Annotated in this window: 10 protein-coding genes; 6 read left to right on the top strand and 4 right to left on the bottom strand. The window is 72.1% G+C overall.

Going from position 1 to position 15,714, the window contains the following annotated elements; all coding sequences use genetic code 11:
• Positions 1-7: 7 nt before the first annotated feature.
• On the bottom strand, positions 8-3,211 hold the full coding sequence (locus tag SRB17_RS15420; protein WP_153538938.1) for a tetratricopeptide repeat protein: 3,204 nt from the start codon (positions 3,209-3,211) through the stop codon (positions 8-10).
• Positions 3,212-3,399: 188 nt separating this feature from the next.
• On the opposite strand from SRB17_RS15420, the gene SRB17_RS15415 reads away from it, so the two are divergent.
• From SRB17_RS15415 to SRB17_RS15390, 6 genes are all read left to right on the top strand, one after another.
• Entirely contained in the window at positions 3,400-3,642 is a 243-nt protein-coding gene (locus tag SRB17_RS15415) for a hypothetical protein (RefSeq protein ID WP_153538936.1), read from the top strand.
• A 273-nt stretch (positions 3,643-3,915) separates the two neighbouring features.
• Complete coding sequence (locus SRB17_RS15410; protein ID WP_153538933.1) at positions 3,916-5,964, top strand: thioredoxin domain-containing protein; 2,049 nt, start codon at positions 3,916-3,918, stop codon at positions 5,962-5,964.
• Between the two features lie 216 nt (positions 5,965-6,180).
• Positions 6,181-7,449: a glycosyltransferase gene (locus SRB17_RS15405; protein ID WP_153538931.1), complete on the top strand. Its 1,269-nt coding sequence runs from the start codon at positions 6,181-6,183 to the stop codon at positions 7,447-7,449.
• Positions 7,446-9,092, top strand: coding sequence for an ArnT family glycosyltransferase (locus SRB17_RS15400; protein ID WP_323375588.1), 1,647 nt, complete (start codon positions 7,446-7,448; stop codon positions 9,090-9,092). Before SRB17_RS15405 ends, SRB17_RS15400 begins: the two co-directional genes overlap by 4 nt.
• The gene (locus SRB17_RS15395) at positions 9,089-10,258 is read left to right on the top strand and encodes a glycosyltransferase (RefSeq protein ID WP_153538927.1); all 1,170 of its coding nucleotides are present in this window, start codon (positions 9,089-9,091) and stop codon (positions 10,256-10,258) included. The genes SRB17_RS15400 and SRB17_RS15395 overlap by 4 nt, the downstream gene beginning before the upstream one ends.
• Before the next feature lie 2 nt (positions 10,259-10,260).
• On the top strand, positions 10,261-12,663 hold the full coding sequence (locus tag SRB17_RS15390) for a galactose oxidase early set domain-containing protein (RefSeq protein ID WP_153538925.1): 2,403 nt from the start codon (positions 10,261-10,263) through the stop codon (positions 12,661-12,663).
• Between the two features lie 5 nt (positions 12,664-12,668).
• Here SRB17_RS15390 and SRB17_RS15385 read toward each other — a convergent pair whose 3' ends face one another.
• The 3 genes from SRB17_RS15385 to SRB17_RS15375 are packed head-to-tail and all read right to left on the bottom strand — an operon-like array spanning position 12,669 to position 15,642.
• The gene (locus tag SRB17_RS15385) at positions 12,669-13,391 is read right to left on the bottom strand and encodes a Mut7-C RNAse domain-containing protein (RefSeq protein ID WP_323375587.1); all 723 of its coding nucleotides are present in this window, start codon (positions 13,389-13,391) and stop codon (positions 12,669-12,671) included.
• A gap of 33 nt (positions 13,392-13,424) precedes the next feature.
• On the bottom strand, positions 13,425-14,066 hold the full coding sequence (locus tag SRB17_RS15380; protein WP_153538922.1) for a TetR/AcrR family transcriptional regulator: 642 nt from the start codon (positions 14,064-14,066) through the stop codon (positions 13,425-13,427).
• 4 nt (positions 14,067-14,070) lie between these two features.
• Positions 14,071-15,642 carry a DHA2 family efflux MFS transporter permease subunit gene (locus tag SRB17_RS15375; protein ID WP_153538920.1) on the bottom strand — a complete coding sequence of 524 codons (1,572 nt, stop codon included), beginning with the start codon at positions 15,640-15,642 and terminating at the stop codon, positions 14,071-14,073.
• Between the last annotated feature and the right edge of the window lie 72 nt (positions 15,643-15,714).

Below are 15,714 nucleotides of genomic sequence, written 5' to 3'. Positions count from 1 at the left end.
CGACACCTCAGCGCCCCGCCGGTACCGCCACCCCCATCACCTCCCGGGCGTGGCGGTCCGGCGTCATGCGCAGCCGCCAGGCCTGCCAGCCGTCCTCCAGGCTGACCCCGCGTTCCAGCAGCAGGGCGTAGGCCGGGATGGAGTCGGCCAGCTTCCCGTCCCGCAGCGGATGGCCGGCGCGGGCCAGCTGGGCCAGCTCCTCCTGGGCGACCGCCGTACCCACCTCCACCCCGCCGGGCGCCGCATACGGCAGCAGGGTGCAGCGCAGGAAGCGGGCCCAGTCCTCGCCGCGCAGGTCGCCGTAGGAGACGAACAGGTCCAGCGCCTCGTCGGCGAGGGCCAGCGCGGCCTGTGTACGGGCGTTGCCCGCGTCGACCACCGCCAGCTCCAGGCAGGTCCACGCCTCGCCGTGGGCGACGCCGATGCGCTGGAAGTCGGCGCGGGCGTCCATCAGGAGCTGCCGGGCGAAGCCGGAGTTGCGCAGCGAGCCGGTCTGCGCGGCCCGCTGGTCGCGGGTCACCCGGGCCGAGTGGTGCCGGGCACAGGCCAGGCCGTACACGTCCCGCATCCGGGAGAACATCGTGCGGGACCGCTCCAGGTCGCGCACCGCCAGGTGGAGGTCACCCGCCTCCTCCAGCGCCTGGCCCAGGTAGTACAGCGTCCACGCCTCGCCGCGCGCGTCCTCGTTCTCTCGGTGCCGGGCGGCGGCCTGCCTGAGGCTCTCCACGGCCGGTGAGGCGTCGCCGGCCACCAGACGGGCCCGGGCCAGCTGGGTCAGCGCCCACGCTTCGCCGCGGGCGTCGTGCGTCCTGCCGTACCGCTCCAGCGCGGCCCGCAGCTCGGTCTCCGCGCGCGGCACGTCGCCCCTGCGCAGCGCCAGCTGGCCGAGCTGGAAGTGCGCCCAGGCCTCGCCGTGCACCGAGCCGCCCTCGCGGTGCAGGACCAGCGAACGGGTGAGGAGGTCCATGGCCTCCGCAAGGCGGGCCCGGTCCCGCTGGACGGCGGCCAGGGCGTGCATCGTCCAGGCCCGGTCCGTGGCCAGCTCCGGCGCCGCCTGCAGACCCAGCGCCTCCTGCAGCTTGGCGGCGGCCTCGGTGAGATTGCCCTGGTGGTGCAGGGTGATCCCGAGCGAGCACAGGGCGCGGGCCGCCCCCGCGTCATGGTGCGCCTCCCGGTACAGGTCCACCACCGAGGCCAGCGTGGTGCGCGCCTTGTCCAGCTCGCCCAGCTGCCGGGCCGCGATCCCGGTACGCCACTGCACCGAACGCACCAGCAGCCCCTGGTCCACGGCCTGCGCCAGCTCGCTGATCTCCCCGAGCCGGTACAGGTCACCGCGCAGCAGGCAGTAGTCGCACAGCGCGCCCAGCAGGTTCTGCACCGCCCGCTGGTTCACGCCCTCCGCGTGGCGCAGGGCAGCGGTGATGAAGCTGGACTCGTCGTCCAGCCAGCGCAGCGCCTCGTCCAGCGAGGTGAAGCCGTGGGAGCCGAACTGGTGCGAGCGCGTCGACATGTTCCCGTCGACCAGGCGCAGCACCGAGTCGGCCAGGTCCGCGTAGTTCACGATCAGCCGTTCCTGCGCCGCCGTGCGCTCGGCCGGGTCCTCCTCGTCCAGCAGCCGGGCCTGGGCGAAGGCGCGCACCAGGTCGTGCAGCCGGTAGCGGCTGCCGCGCACATGGTCGAGGAGGCCGTCCCGGGCGAGGTCGGCGAGCTGCCGCGCGGCCTCGGCCTCGTCCGTGGCGAGCAGGGCGGCGGCCGCCGCGGCGCCCAGCGAGGCCCGGCCCGCGAGCGCGAGCCGGCGCAGCAGCCGGCGCGCCGGCTCCGGCTGGTCGGTGTAGCGCAGCCACAGGGCGCGCTCCACCGGCTCCACCGGGCCGTACGCGCCCAGGTCCGTGGCCAGCTGCCGGGGCGAACGCGGGCCGAGTGCGGAACCCGCGATCCTGAGCGCCAGCGGCAGCCCGCCGGTCAGCTCCCGGATCCGGTCGGCGGACTCGGCGTCGTACGGGCCCGACGTGTCCTCCGCGACGGCGCCGAGCAGTTCCTCGGCACCCGCCGCGTCCAGCGCCTCGACCGGCAGCTCGTGCACCCAGGCCGGCAGATCCGCCGGCAGGTCCAGGGCGCCCCGGGCGGTGACCAGGACCAGACTGTCGGAGCGCTCGGGCACCAGCGCCCGCACCTGCTCCGCGTCCGAGGCGTCGTCCAGCACGATCGTCACCGGGAGCCCGGACAGATGCTGGTGGTACAGCTCACCGAGCCGCTTGACCTGCTGGTCGGGGGATGACCGCTCCCGGAACAGCAGCTGCTCGCGGGGCGCACCGAGCCGGTTGAGCAGATGCAGCAGGGCGTCCCGGGTCGCAAGCGGCGCCTCCTCCCGCGGGCCGCCGCGCAGATCCACGACCACCGCGCCGCGGAAGTGGTCCCGCAGCTCGTGCGCCGCGCGCACCGCGAGCGTGGTCCGGCCGGAGCCGGGCTCGCCGTGCAGCACGACCACCGTGGGCCGGGTCTCCGTGGCCGCCCGGGCGGCCTGCGCCCACTGCCGGATCCGCGCCAGCTCCGCCCGGCGACCCGCGAACGGGCCTTCCGCATCGGGGAGTTGGCCGAACGACTGCTCCAGCACCGTACGCCGGCGGGCCGCCGCGCTCTTGTCCGTGCCGCGCAGCGCCGGGCCGGCCTTCTTCTTCGCGGCCGTCGAGGCGGTCAGCACCCGCTGCTGGTCGAGGTACGGCCGGATGCCGCGCACCTCCAGCGCGGTCAGCCACTGCAGCCGCAGCTGCTCGGACCCGCCGGGCTGGCCGGCCGCGCCCGCGCGGTGGTGCGCGGCGGGCAGATGGGCGCCGGCGACTTTCACCACGGAGGCGGCGGCCCCGGCCACGCCCGCGACGACGCCGGCGCCGACGGCCGTGCCGGAGCCGGTACCGAGGGAGAGGTCGGCCACCGCTGCGGCCACCGCGGCAACCACCGCCACCAGCAGGGCCGTTCCGGCACCCGCGCGGGCGTACCGCTGTCCGAAGGTCAGCCGGCCCGCCTCGGTCTCGTCCAGTGCGCGGACGTATACCGCGTACTCCTCGCCGGCCGCCTCCGCCATCGCGTCGAGCGCACCGCGCGCCCGCGACAGCAGCAGCTGCCCGTCGATCCGCCCGCCCGAGCGTCGTACCTCCTCCTCGACGGCCCGCACCAGCAACCGCTCGGCCTCAGCCCGATGGCCGTCCCGCATGTCCCGTCCCCCTCCGGCGTCAACTGCCTTGCCTTCGAGTGTCCTTCGAGGGAGGCGGGATGGCGAGGGGGTGGTGATCAGGGGGTGCGGTGAGGGTTTGGTGCCGGAGCCTGTCGCCGGCCCGGCCGAAGAAGGTTCTCGACGATCCTCAGGCCGGCCCGGTCCGCCGCGTCACGGTCGCCGTAGTCGTGGCGGAGCACGCAGCGGCACCTGCCCACGAGGAGTACCGCGGCCCCGAGGGCTGGGCCCAGGTGCAGCGCCACGGCACCTGGCTGACCAGGGAGGAACTCCTCGCCTTCATGCGGGAGTACCACGCGCTGCTCGACCGGTACGGCCACCCGCGTGAGGAGGCTCCGGACGGGGCGCGGCCTGTGCTGATGCGCTTCTACGCCGTTCCCGAACCTGTCGTGCCGGAATCCACCTCCCCCTGAGTCCGTGGGTGAGCGGAACGGTGCACCGACGGGCTGACGGTGAATCCTCCGCCGGGACCGACCGACTCGGGCTCGTACATCGAGTTCGAGACGTCCGGACCGGTGGTGGTGGCGAACCTCAGGCACACTGCCGGCGACAGTCTGGCGCCGGACCGCGCCGGACCGCGCCGTACCGCGGCAGAACGCGCTCCTGCCGACGCCGGTCCGGCGAAACCAGAGGTCACCGTTCGGGCCTGGCGCCCCGCCCGCGCCGTACTGCGGCAGGATGGGGGTATGCCGAACCGACTGGCTCACGAGACGTCCCCGTATCTCCTCCAGCACGCCGACAATCCGGTCGACTGGTGGCCCTGGTCGGCCGAGGCCTTCGACGAGGCCCGCAAGACGAACAAACCCGTCCTGCTGAGCGTCGGATACAGCAGCTGTCACTGGTGCCACGTCATGGCTCACGAGTCCTTCGAGGACCGGGCCACAGCCGACTACCTCAACGAGCACTTCGTCAGCGTCAAGGTCGACCGCGAGGAGCGCCCGGACGTGGACGCCGTCTACATGGAAGCCGTGCAGGCCGCCACCGGGCAGGGCGGCTGGCCCATGACCGTCTTCCTCACCCCGGACGCCGAGCCCTTCTACTTCGGCACCTACTTCCCGCCCGCGCCCCGGCACGGCATGCCCTCCTTCCGGCAGGTGCTGGAGGGTGTGCAGCAGGCCTGGAGCACCCGCCATGACGAGGTCGCCGAGGTCGCCGGGAAGATCGTCCGCGATCTCGCCCAGCGGGAGATCGTCCGGCAGGGCGACCGCGCCCCCGACGAGCAGGAACTCGCCCAGGCGCTGCTCGGACTGACCCGTGAGTACGACCCGCAGCGCGGCGGATTCGGCGGGGCCCCCAAGTTCCCGCCGTCCATGGTGCTGGAGTTCCTGCTGCGGCACCACGCCCGGACCGGCGCCGAGGGCGCACTGCAGATGGCCCAGGACACGTGCGAGCGGATGGCCCGCGGCGGGATCTACGACCAGCTCGGCGGCGGGTTCGCCCGGTACTCCGTCGACCGGGACTGGGTCGTGCCGCACTTCGAGAAGATGCTGTACGACAACGCCCTGCTGTGCCGGGTGTACGCCCATCTGTGGCGGGCCACCGGATCGGACCTCGCCCGGCGCGTCGCCCTGGAGACCGCCGACTTCCTCGTGCGCGACATGCGCACGCACGAGGGCGGGTTCGCCTCGGCGCTCGACGCCGACAGCGACGACGGGAGCGGGCGGCACGTCGAGGGTGCCTACTACGTGTGGACGCCGGAGCGGCTGCGCGCCGTCCTCGGGGACGCGGACGGCGACCTCGCCGCCCAGTACTTCGGCGTGACCGACGAGGGCACCTTCGAGCACGGGCAGTCCGTCCTCCAACTCCCGCAGAGCAGCACCGTCTTCGACGCCGACAGGATCGCCTCCGTCAGGGAACGGCTCCTCGCCGCCCGCGCCGAACGTCCCGCCCCCGGCCGGGACGACAAGGTCGTCGCCGCCTGGAACGGCCTGGTCATCGCCGCGCTCGCCGAGACCGGCGCCTACTTCGGCCGTCCCGACCTGGTCGAGGCCGCCCTCGGCGCCGCCGACCTGCTCGTCCGGGTGCATTTCGACGAGCACGCCCGGCTCGCCCGCACCAGCAAGGACGGCCGCGTCGGCCCCAACGCGGGCGTGCTGGAGGACTACGCCGACGTCGCCGAGGGGTTCCTCGCGCTCGCGTCCGTCACGGGCGAGGGCGTCTGGCTGGACTTCGCCGGACTGCTCCTCGACCAGGTGCTCGCCCGCTTCACCGACCCCGGCTCCGGCGCGCTCTTCGACACCGCCGCCGACGCCGAGCGGCTGATCCGCCGGCCGCAGGACCCCACCGACAACGCCGCCCCGTCGGGCTGGACCGCGGCGGCCGGTGCCCTGCTGAGTTACGCCGCGCACACCGGCTCCGAGCCGCACCGGACCGCCGCCGAGCGGGCGTTGGGGGTCGTGAAGACCCTCGGGCCGCGCGTGCCCCGGTTCATCGGCTGGGGGCTCGCCGTCGCCGAGGCCCTGCTCGACGGGCCCAAGGAGATCGCCGTCGTCGGACCGGGACCCGGATCCGCCGTCGCGGACGAGAAGACGGCCGCCCTGCACCGTACGGCCCTTCTGGGCACCGCCCCGGGCGCTGTCGTCGCCGTCGGCACTGCGGACAGTGACGAGTTCCCGCTCCTCGCCGACCGGCCCCTGCAGCAAGGTGAACCGACCGCGTACGTCTGCCGTAACTTCACCTGTGACGCGCCGACGACCGATGCGGAACGGCTCCGCGCGTCCCTGAGCAGGCACTGAGCATCCGGAACCCCCGGCATCGGGAGGTGTGAAGTGTCCGAAACGGAGCACGTGTTCGGATAGATCCCACTACCCGCACCACCGTTCCGAAACAAGCTATTTATCAGAAGAGCTCCCGCACTTCACAGATCCCCCCTAGTCTCTCCACAGCGCGTCGACGGGTGGTGACTCACCGTCGCCCGCACAGGGGGTAATCGGGGATCTGGGGGGATCTTTTTGCTCACGTCTGTCTTCATCGCCGCTGTCTCACTGGCCCTGTTCTGGATGGCGGCGTTCACTCTGTGGTGGCAGATGCACGCGTGGCGCACGCCCGAGGTGCTGGCCTCCACCCGGTTCGGCAGACCGGACGGCGACGAACACGTGTCGTTCTCACTGCTGCTGCCCGCCCGGCACGAGCAGGCGGTGCTGGACCACACCATCCAGCGGCTGCTGGAATCCACGCACACCGACTTCGAGATCATCGTGATCGTCGGGCACGACGACCCGGAGACCACGGAGGTGGCCGAGAGGGCCGCCGCACGGGACGCGCGCGTCCGTGTCGTCGTCGACACCCACGAGAAGAAGAACAAGCCGAAGGCCATGAACACGGCGCTGCCGCACTGCCGCGGTGACGTCGTCGGGGTCTTCGACGCCGAGGACCAGGTCCACCCGGAGCTGCTCGCCCACGTCGACCACGCGTTCCGCACCACCGGGGCGGACGTCGTCCAGGGCGGGGTCCAGCTCATCAACTTCCACTCCAGCTGGTACAGCCTGCGCAACTGCCTGGAGTACTTCTTCTGGTTCCGCTCCCGGCTGCACCTGCACGCGCAGAAGGGGTTCATCCCACTCGGCGGCAACACCGTCTTCGTGCGGACCGGCGTCCTCAGGGAAGCGGACGGCTGGGACCCGAACTGCCTCGCCGAGGACTGCGACCTGGGCGTGCGGCTGTCCAGCGTCGGCAAGAAGGTCGTCGTCGCCTACGACTCCGACATGGTGACCAGGGAGGAGACCCCGGGTTCCCTCATGTCGCTGCTCAAGCAGCGCACCCGCTGGAACCAGGGCTTCCTGCAGGTGTACCGGAAGAAGGACTGGCGTCAGCTCCCGGGACTCGGGCAGCGGTTGCTCGCCCGGTACACCCTGATGACGCCGTTCATGCAGGCCTTCTCCGGCGTGGTCATCCCGCTCAACGCGGCCGTCGCGCTGTTCCTCGACGTGCCTGTCGGGGTCGCCTTCCTCACCTTCCTGCCGCTGGTCACCGCCGCCGTCACCTTCGTCTTCGAGGTGGTCGGACTGCACGACTTCGGCAAGCAGTACGGCCTGAAGGTCCGCCTCGTCCACTACGTGAAGCTCATCGTGGGCGGCCCCTTCTACCAGGTCCTCCTCGCCGGCGCCGCGATCCGTGCCGTCTGGCGCGAGCAACGCGGCCGTAACGACTGGGAGCTGACCACGCACGTCGGCGCGCACCTCACCGCGGCCGAGCCCATCCGAGAGGACGTTCCTGCGTGACCTCCACACTTCCCGCGGTGACCGCAGCGAAGGTCCCCGCGCAGCGCCCACCTGCGCCCGAAACGCCCTCGACCGGTCGCACACAGCCTCCGGTACGACTCCGCTCCTCCCGCCCCGACCTGCTGCTCTGCGGCGCCCTGCTCACCCTGATCCTCGTCGTCCAGGGCTGGAACATCGCCGACTACCCCACCCTCAGCGACGACGAGGGCACCTACCTCGCCCAGGCCTGGGCCGTCCAGCAGGGCCGGGGCCTCGCCCACTACACCTACTGGTACGACCACCCGCCGTTCGGCTGGATCCAGATCGCCCTGCTCAGCTGGCTCCCCTCGGCGATCAGCCCCGGCTCGATGACCGTCGGCAGCATGCGGCTCGTCATGCTGGGGATCACCGGCGTCAGCGCGGTCCTCGTCTACGTCCTCGGCCGCCGGCTCTCCCTGCCCCGCTGGGCCGCGGGACTCGGCATGGCCCTGTTCGGGCTCTCCCCGCTCGCGGTCGTCCTCAGCCGGGAGATCTTCCTGGACAACATCGCCGTGATGTGGCTGCTGCTGGCCTTCTGCCTCGCCGCCTCGCCCAGCCGCCACCTCTGGCACCACTTCGGCGCGGGTCTCGCCGCCGCCGCGGGCGTGCTCACCAAGGAGACGATGATCGTCGTCCTGCCCGCCCTGTTCGTCACCATGTGGCGGCACAGCCACCGCGACACCCGCAAGTTCGCCCTCACCGGAGCCGTCACAGGCTGCGCCCTGATCGGCTTCTCCTACCCGCTGTTCGCCCTGCTCAAGGGCGAACTGTTCCCCGGCGCCGGGCACGTCTCCCTGTGGGACGGCATCACCTACCAGATGTCCAGGCCCGGCTCGGGATTCATCCTCGACCAGGGCTCCGGCTCCTACGGCGTCCTGCACTCCTGGCTGTACTACGACCGCGTCCTGCCCCTCGGCGGCCTCGCCGGAGCCCTGCTCCTGCTGCTCACCTGGCGCTGGTCGGTCACCGCCCGCGCCCTCGCCGGACCGGCCCTCACCGTCGCCGTCCTGGCCGCCGTGGCCCTGCGGCCAAGCGGCTATCTGCCCGCCATGTACGTCATCGGCGCGCTGCCCTTCCTCGCCCTCGTGCTGGCGGGCGGCGCCTCCTCGGTCGCGCACGCGGTCATCAGGAGGTGGCGGACCGAGAGCGAGAAGCGGTACGTCACCGGCGGCCGGTACGCGCTCGCCGCCGTCCTCGCCCTCGCCGCCGGCGCCTACGTCGTACCGCACTGGTACGACGGCGACCGCACCGCCGTCACCGCAGACGCCAACAAGCCCTACCGGCAGGCCTCCCACTGGCTCGGCACCGAGGTGAGGGACCCGAAGGACACCCGCGTGCTCGTCGACGACGCCCTCTGGCTGGACCTCGTGCACGACGGCTACCGGCCCGGGCTCGGCGTCATCTGGTTCTACAAGGCCGACCTCGACCCGGCCGTCACGAAGACCATGCCGCACGGCTGGCGGGACATCGACTACGTCGTCGCCTCGCCGACCGTCCGCCGCGACGCCAAGGACCTGCCCACGGTGCGGGCCGCGATCCGGCACTCCACCCCGGTCGCCACCTTCGGCACCGGGCCCGACCGCATCGAGATCCGTCAGGTCCAGACAGCGGGGGGCGCCCGATGACCGAGTACACCGCGCCGGTTCCCGGTCTGGAAGCCACCGAGGTGCCGGAACCCGGCGCCGTCACCCTCGTCGTACCGACCTTCAACGAGTCCGCGAACATCCGGCAGCTGCTGCACCGGATCACCGAGTCGGTGCCCGCGCGGCTGCCCTGCGAGGTCCTCTTCGTGGACGACTCCACCGACGACACCCCCGAGGTCATCCGCGCGGCCGCCCAGGACTGCCCGTTCCCGGTGGCCGTGGTGCACCGGGAGGAACCCGTCGGCGGGCTCGGCGGGGCGGTCGTCGAAGGGCTGAGGGCGGCGACCTCGGAGTGGATCGTCGTCATGGACGGCGACTGCCAGCATCCGCCGTCCCTGGTACCGGAGTTGGTCGCCACCGGCGAGCGGGCGAACGCCGCGCTGGTCGTCGCCTCCCGGTACATCGACGGCGGCAGCCGGGCGGGGCTCGCCGGAGGCTACCGGGTGGCCGTCTCGCGCGGCGCGACCTGGCTGGCCAAGGCGCTCTTCCCGCGCAGGCTGCGCGGCATCAGCGACCCGATGAGCGGTTTCTTCGCCATCCGGCGCAGCGCGGTCACCGCCGACGTCCTCAAGCCCCTCGGCTACAAGATCCTGCTGGAGCTGGCGGTCCGCAGCCGCCCCCGGCAGGTTGCCGAGGTGCCGTTCGTCTTCCAGGACCGGTTCGCCGGCGAGTCCAAGTCCACCGCCCGGGAGGGCTTCCGCTTCCTGCGCCACCTGGCGGGCCTGCGCACCGCCTCCCCGGCCGCGCGCATGGTCGGCTTCGGGCTGATCGGCGCGAGCGGCTTCGTGCCGAACCTCGTCGGGCTGTGGGCGCTGACCGCCCTCGGCATGCACTACCTGCCCGCCGAGATCCTCGCCAACCAGCTCGGGGTCGCCTGGAACTTCCTGCTCATCGAGCAGCTGCTGTTCCGCGACCGGCGCGCGCACCGCCGCTGGTGGGACCGGCTCGGCCGGTTCGCGCTGCTGGCCAACGCCGACCTGGTGCTGCGCATTCCGCTGATCGCGCTGCTCGTCGGCCGGTTCGGCATGGGCGCCCTGCCGGCCACCGCGCTCGCGCTGGTCATGACGTTCGTCCTGCGCTTCGTGGGCACCGAGGCGCTGGTCTACCTCCCCCGTCGCCGGGGGAGCCGAACAAGGAGAGCCGCGTGAGGATGACGTACCGCAGACGCCGCAGACGGACCGCACTGGCCGGGGTGGGCGCCCTGACCGTCGGTCTGCTCCTGTCCGCGCCCCAGCCGGCGGAGGCCGCCAACCCGATCAAGAACCCCGGCTTCGAGACCGCCGGCAGCGACGGCATGCCGTACTGCTGGGAGAAGTCGGGCTGGGGCGACAACGACTTCACCTTCGAGACGACCTCGGACGCGCACTCCGGGTCCAAGGCCATGAAGGTCACGCTGACCCGCCGGGTCGACGGCGACCGCAAGGCGTTGATCACCGAGTCGACGGACTGCGCACCAGGAGTGACCGTCGGCAAGCAGTACGACCTCGGGCTCTGGTACAAGACCACCACCCCGGACGCCAACATCACCCTGTTCCGGCACGACACCACCGCGGGCTGGCAGTACTGGACCGACCTCAAGACCCTGGACATGGCGTCGGCCTGGACGCGGGCCACGGTCCGCACCCCGGAGGTCCCGGCCGGCACCGACCGCATCACCTGGGGCGTCTCCGTCTACGGCACCGGCTCGGCGACCACCGACGACTACACCATGGACCAGGTCCCGGACCCGCTCCCGCCGGCCCAGTGCACGGGCACGAACGACCAGTGCGCCAACGGAAGTTGGACGGTGCTGCCGACGCAGAACCCGGTCCGCTCCATGCACTCCGTCGTGCTCGACAACGGCAAGGTGCTGCTGATCGCCGGCTCCGGCAACAGCGAGGAGAACTTCAACGCGGGTACGTTCACGAGCGCGGTGTACGACCCGGCGACCGGCACCTACAAGGTCATCCCCACCCCGAAGGACATGTTCTGCGCGGGGCACGTCCAGCTCCAGGACGGCCGGGTGCTGGTGCTGAGCGGCAACAAGGCGTACCCGGTCGCGGGCGGGCACGGCTACGAGGGGTTCAAGGACTCGTACATCTTCGACCCGAAGACCGAGACCTACAGCAAGACCAACGACCTCAACGACGGCCACTGGTACCCCTCGGCGACCGAACTCGGCAACGGCGACGTCATCACCTTCGGCGGGCTGCGCGAGGACTCCACCGGCTCGGTGACCGCGGAGAGGTTCAGTGACGCGCAGCAGCAGTGGCTGCCGCTGTCGCAGGTCAACCAGACCTGGTCGTACTGGGGCCTGTACCCGGCGATGATCCTGATGCAGGACGGCCGCCTCTTCTACACGGGCAGCCACGTCTTCGGCAACAACATCCCCGGCACGGGCTCGGCGATCTACGACTACGACGCCAACACGCTCACGCAGATCCCGGGGCTGCAGAACAAGGACGAGCGCGACCAGTCGGCGAGCGTGCTGCTGCCTCCGGCGCAGGACCAGCGGGTGCTGACGATCGGCGGCGGCAACATCGACTCCAACCCGGACGCGAACCGCCTCACCGACCTGATCGACCTCAAGCAGGCGAACCCGTCGTACGGCGCCGGGCCGCCGATCCCGCAGGGCACGGTCGACCTCGGCAACGGGCCCCAGCCGGAGACCGGCAACCAGGGCAAGATGTACGTCTCCGCGGTGCTGCTGCCCGACGGCAAGGTGCTGGAGACCGGCGGCGCCCTGCACAACCGCGCCAACCCGGTGTACGAGTCCTCGATCTACGACCCCGGCGGCAACACCTTCGACCCCGTGGCCGCCGACCCCGAGTCCCGCGGCTACCACTCCTCGGCGTTCCTGCTGCCCGACGGCCGGGTGATGGCGACGGGTGACAACCCGGGCAACGGCAGCTGGAACCACAACGTGTCGATCTACACCCCGCCCTACCTCTACAAGGGCACCCGCCCCACGATCACCTCCGTGATCAACCAGGAGTGGAAGTACGGCGACACCCAGCGGATCACCGTCGACCGTCCCATCGCCAAGGCGGAGTTGATCCGCCCCGCGGCCGTCACCCACTCCTCCGACCCGAACCAGCGGTTCGTGGACCTGCCGCTGTCGGTGGACGGCAACAACGTCGACCTGAACGTCACGAACAACCCGAACATCGCCCCGCCCGGCTGGTACATGCTCTTCGCGGTCGACGCCAACGGCGTGCCCTCGGTGGCCAGGTGGGTCCACCTGACGGGCCCGGCGGCCCTCAGCGCCGCCTCCCCGCACGTCCACGCCTTCGCCGACTCCCTGTCCGGCACGGTGTCGGGCCCCAGCAAGAAGCGGACCGCACAGCAGGTCAGCCCGACCATCTCCGGCTGCGACCGGCACTACGGCTCGGCCAACGTGTGCGTGCCGACGGTGTTCCCGCCGCAGGTGAAGAAGGCGACGGCCGCCCGGTGCGCCTGGCTCCAGCAGAACCACTACGGCCGGCTGAAGGTGAACGGCGCCGACGATCCCCTGGGGCTGGACCGGAACCGGGACGGGATCGCCTGTGACAAGGGGGATGTGACCAGGCGCTGACCGCGCTAACCGTGCTCCGCCAGGGCGCGCTCCACGACCGCGGCCAGCTGGTCGTGGTGTGCGCCCTTCCAGTACACGCGGCCGCACTCCGTGCACCGGGCGAAGACGTCGTACGACCGCCGGGTGCCGTGTTCGAGCTGGTCGGCGACCTGTTCCTTGGTCGCCTCCTCGAGCAGTCCGTTGCAGGCCGTGCAGCGGGTCCAGGGGTGCAGGTCGGGGGCGAAGCGGTCGAGGACGTCGTGGAGCTGGTCGGCGGGGCGGGTGCTGTAGACGAACGCGCCGGCCCACAGCTCGCGGCGGTGCAGCAGGCCCCGGTCGCGGCTGAGCATCACGCGCTTCTCGGCCGCCGAGCGGGCGGCCAGCGCCGCGTCGCCGATGTCGGTCGACTCGTACGCCGTGTCCACGCCGAGCAGGCGCAGCCGGCGGGCGAGCGTGCCGAGGTGGACGTCGAGGAGGAAGCGGAGGGGGGCGCCGGGGACCCGCTGGGGGCGCTCGACGGGGCGCACGTCCACCGTCTCGCCGGCCTTCGGGATGTGCGACGTGGGCACCTCGTGGCCGTCCACGACGAGCGTGCCGACCTCGGTCAGCGGGACGCCGAGGGACTCGATGACATGGCCGAGCGTCGAGACGCCGTCCGTGGCCAGGAGCGTGGCTCCGGCCCGCCGGGCGTGCGGCACGAACAGGTGCAGTGCGGGGGCGACTTCGACGTGGATCTCGGGTCGGTTCACTCCGTCAGCATCGCACGGGAGCCCGCCGGGACCTCAGCGGTTTTCGTTCGGCAGGCCGTGCTCCAGGACGTCCAGGGCGCGGTCGACCAGGGCCGTGAAGTCGTCCCGGTGGTCGTTCTCCGCCCAGTACATGGACGTCTCCATCAGGCCGCCGATCAGGGACATGGCGTAGACCCGGACCTCCAGGCTGTCGGGGTCGCGGCCGGTGCGCTCGCCGATGGCCTCGCAGAGCATGCGGCCGGTGGCCGACATGCTCTCCATCATCCGTGAGCGCACCGCGGGGACCTGGACCATGAGGTGGGTGCGCAGCCGGGACACCGCCAGGTCGCTGGTCATGCCGAGCTCGATGGCCCGGTGCAGGACGTACCGGATGGTCTCGGACCAGGGTTCGTCGGCCGGCCGCGTCCTGATCTCCTCCAGGATGATCGGGTCGTACTCGTCCGTGAGGACGATGTCCTCCTTGGTCGGGAAGTAGCGGAAGACGGTCGACGGCGACACCTCGGCCCGCTCGGCGATCTGGTCGATCGTCGTGGCGTCGTAGCCCTGCTCGCGGACGAGGTCGTAGGTCGCCGCGCGGATCGCCTCCCTGGTCTTGATCTTCTTGCGCTCGCGCAGGCCCAGCTGCGGGCGGTCGGCGGAGGAGAGGGGGGAGAGGGGGGAACGTGCGGCCGTCATGCGGTCATTGTCCGGCATCCGCCACGGGGGCGGCCATGGCCGGGGCCTCCTCTCCACCGGTGTGCCGGGGCGCCGGGGTGTTCGGCAGCAGCAGCGCCGCGAGCAGGGCAGCCACCATGGAGGCGATCCCGCACACGATCAGCACCACGGTCATCCCATGCACGTACGCGCTGTTCGCCGACGTCGCCAGCCGGGCAGAGCCGGTGTGCGCGGTCACCATATGCGCGGCGACCACGGACTCCCTGGCGGTGTGCGCCACCGGTCCCGGCAGCCCCGCCACGTCGAGCCGGTCCCGGAAGGCGCTCGCGAGGAGGCTGCCGAGCAGCGCGATGCCGATGGCGCCGCCGACCTGGCGGAACGTCATGAGCAGCCCGGATCCGCTGCCGGCCCGGTCGGCGGGCAGGGCGCCGAGCGCGCCGTCCATCGCCGGGACGACCGCGAAGCCGAAGCCGAGGCCGGTGATCGACAGCCACAGGGCGGTGAAGCCGTAGCCGGAGTCCGTGGTGGTACGGCTGCCCAGCAGGGCGGCGAAGGCGAGCACGACCAGGCCCGCGGCGACCACCGCGCGCGCCCCGAACCGGGCGACGACCGGCTGGGCGCCCTTCGCGGCGACCATCAGCCCGGCCATCATCGGCAGCAGCCGCACACCGGTCGCGAAGGCATCGTGGCCGAGGACGGCCTGGAGGTAGGTCGGCACGGTGAACATCAGGCCGGACAGCACGAACATCACCAGGATCGCGGCGGTGGTGTTGAGCAGGAAGCCGCGGTGGGCCAGCAGGCCCATGTCCAGCATGGGGCGCGCCGTCCGGCGCTCGCGCAGCACGAGCCCGGTGAGCAGCACGGCGGCCGCCGCGAACATCGCCAGCACCAGGCCGTCGCCCCAGCCGCGGTCCGGGGCCTCGATGATCGCGTAGATGAGGGCGCCGAGCCCGGTCGCGGTGAGCGCGGTGGAGACGGTGTCGACCTTCGGGCTCGCGGGGTCGCTGGTTTCGGGCAGCAGGAACGCGCAGACGGCGATGGCGAGGACGGCCATCGGGACGTTGATCAGGAAGACCGAGCCCCACCAGAAGTGGTTCAGCAGCCAGCCGCCGACGAGGGGCCCGAGCGGCATGCCGAGCGCCGAGGCGGCGGAGATCATGCCGACGGCCTTGCCACGCTCGTCCGGGCCGAACAGCGCCGGCAGCACGGACAGGGACAGCGGCATGATCAGCGCGGCGCCGACGCCGAGGACCGCACGGGCGGCGATCACGGCGTTCACATCGCCGGCCAGGGAGCCGAGCACCGAGCCCGCCAGGAAGACGGCGAGCCCGGCGACGAGCATCCGGCGCCGGCCGAACCGGTCGCCGAGCAGGCCCGCGGGGAGCATCAGCGCGGCGAAGACGACGATGTACGCGTCGCCCATCCACTGCTGCTGCCCGGTGCTGGCACCGAGCTGTGCGGCCATGGTCGGCAGGGCCACGTTGAGGATCGTCGAGTCGAAGGCGAGCACCAGCATGCTCGCGACCAGGGCTCCTAGGGCCCACCAGCGGCGGGGGTCGCGCCGCGTCTCGGCGTCGGCGTGAGTGACGGCAACCATGAAATGAGAGTAACTCTCAAAAAGTAGTGACTGTCAATGAGGGGGTGGTGCCAGGCATACGAAAACGGCCAC

This window comes from Streptomyces sp. RB17 (assembly GCF_009604455.1).
Taxonomy (GTDB): Bacteria; Actinomycetota; Actinomycetes; order Streptomycetales; family Streptomycetaceae; genus Streptomyces.
The sequence above is the reverse complement of the archived record's forward strand: the minus strand, read 5'-3'. Positions and strand labels throughout refer to the sequence as shown.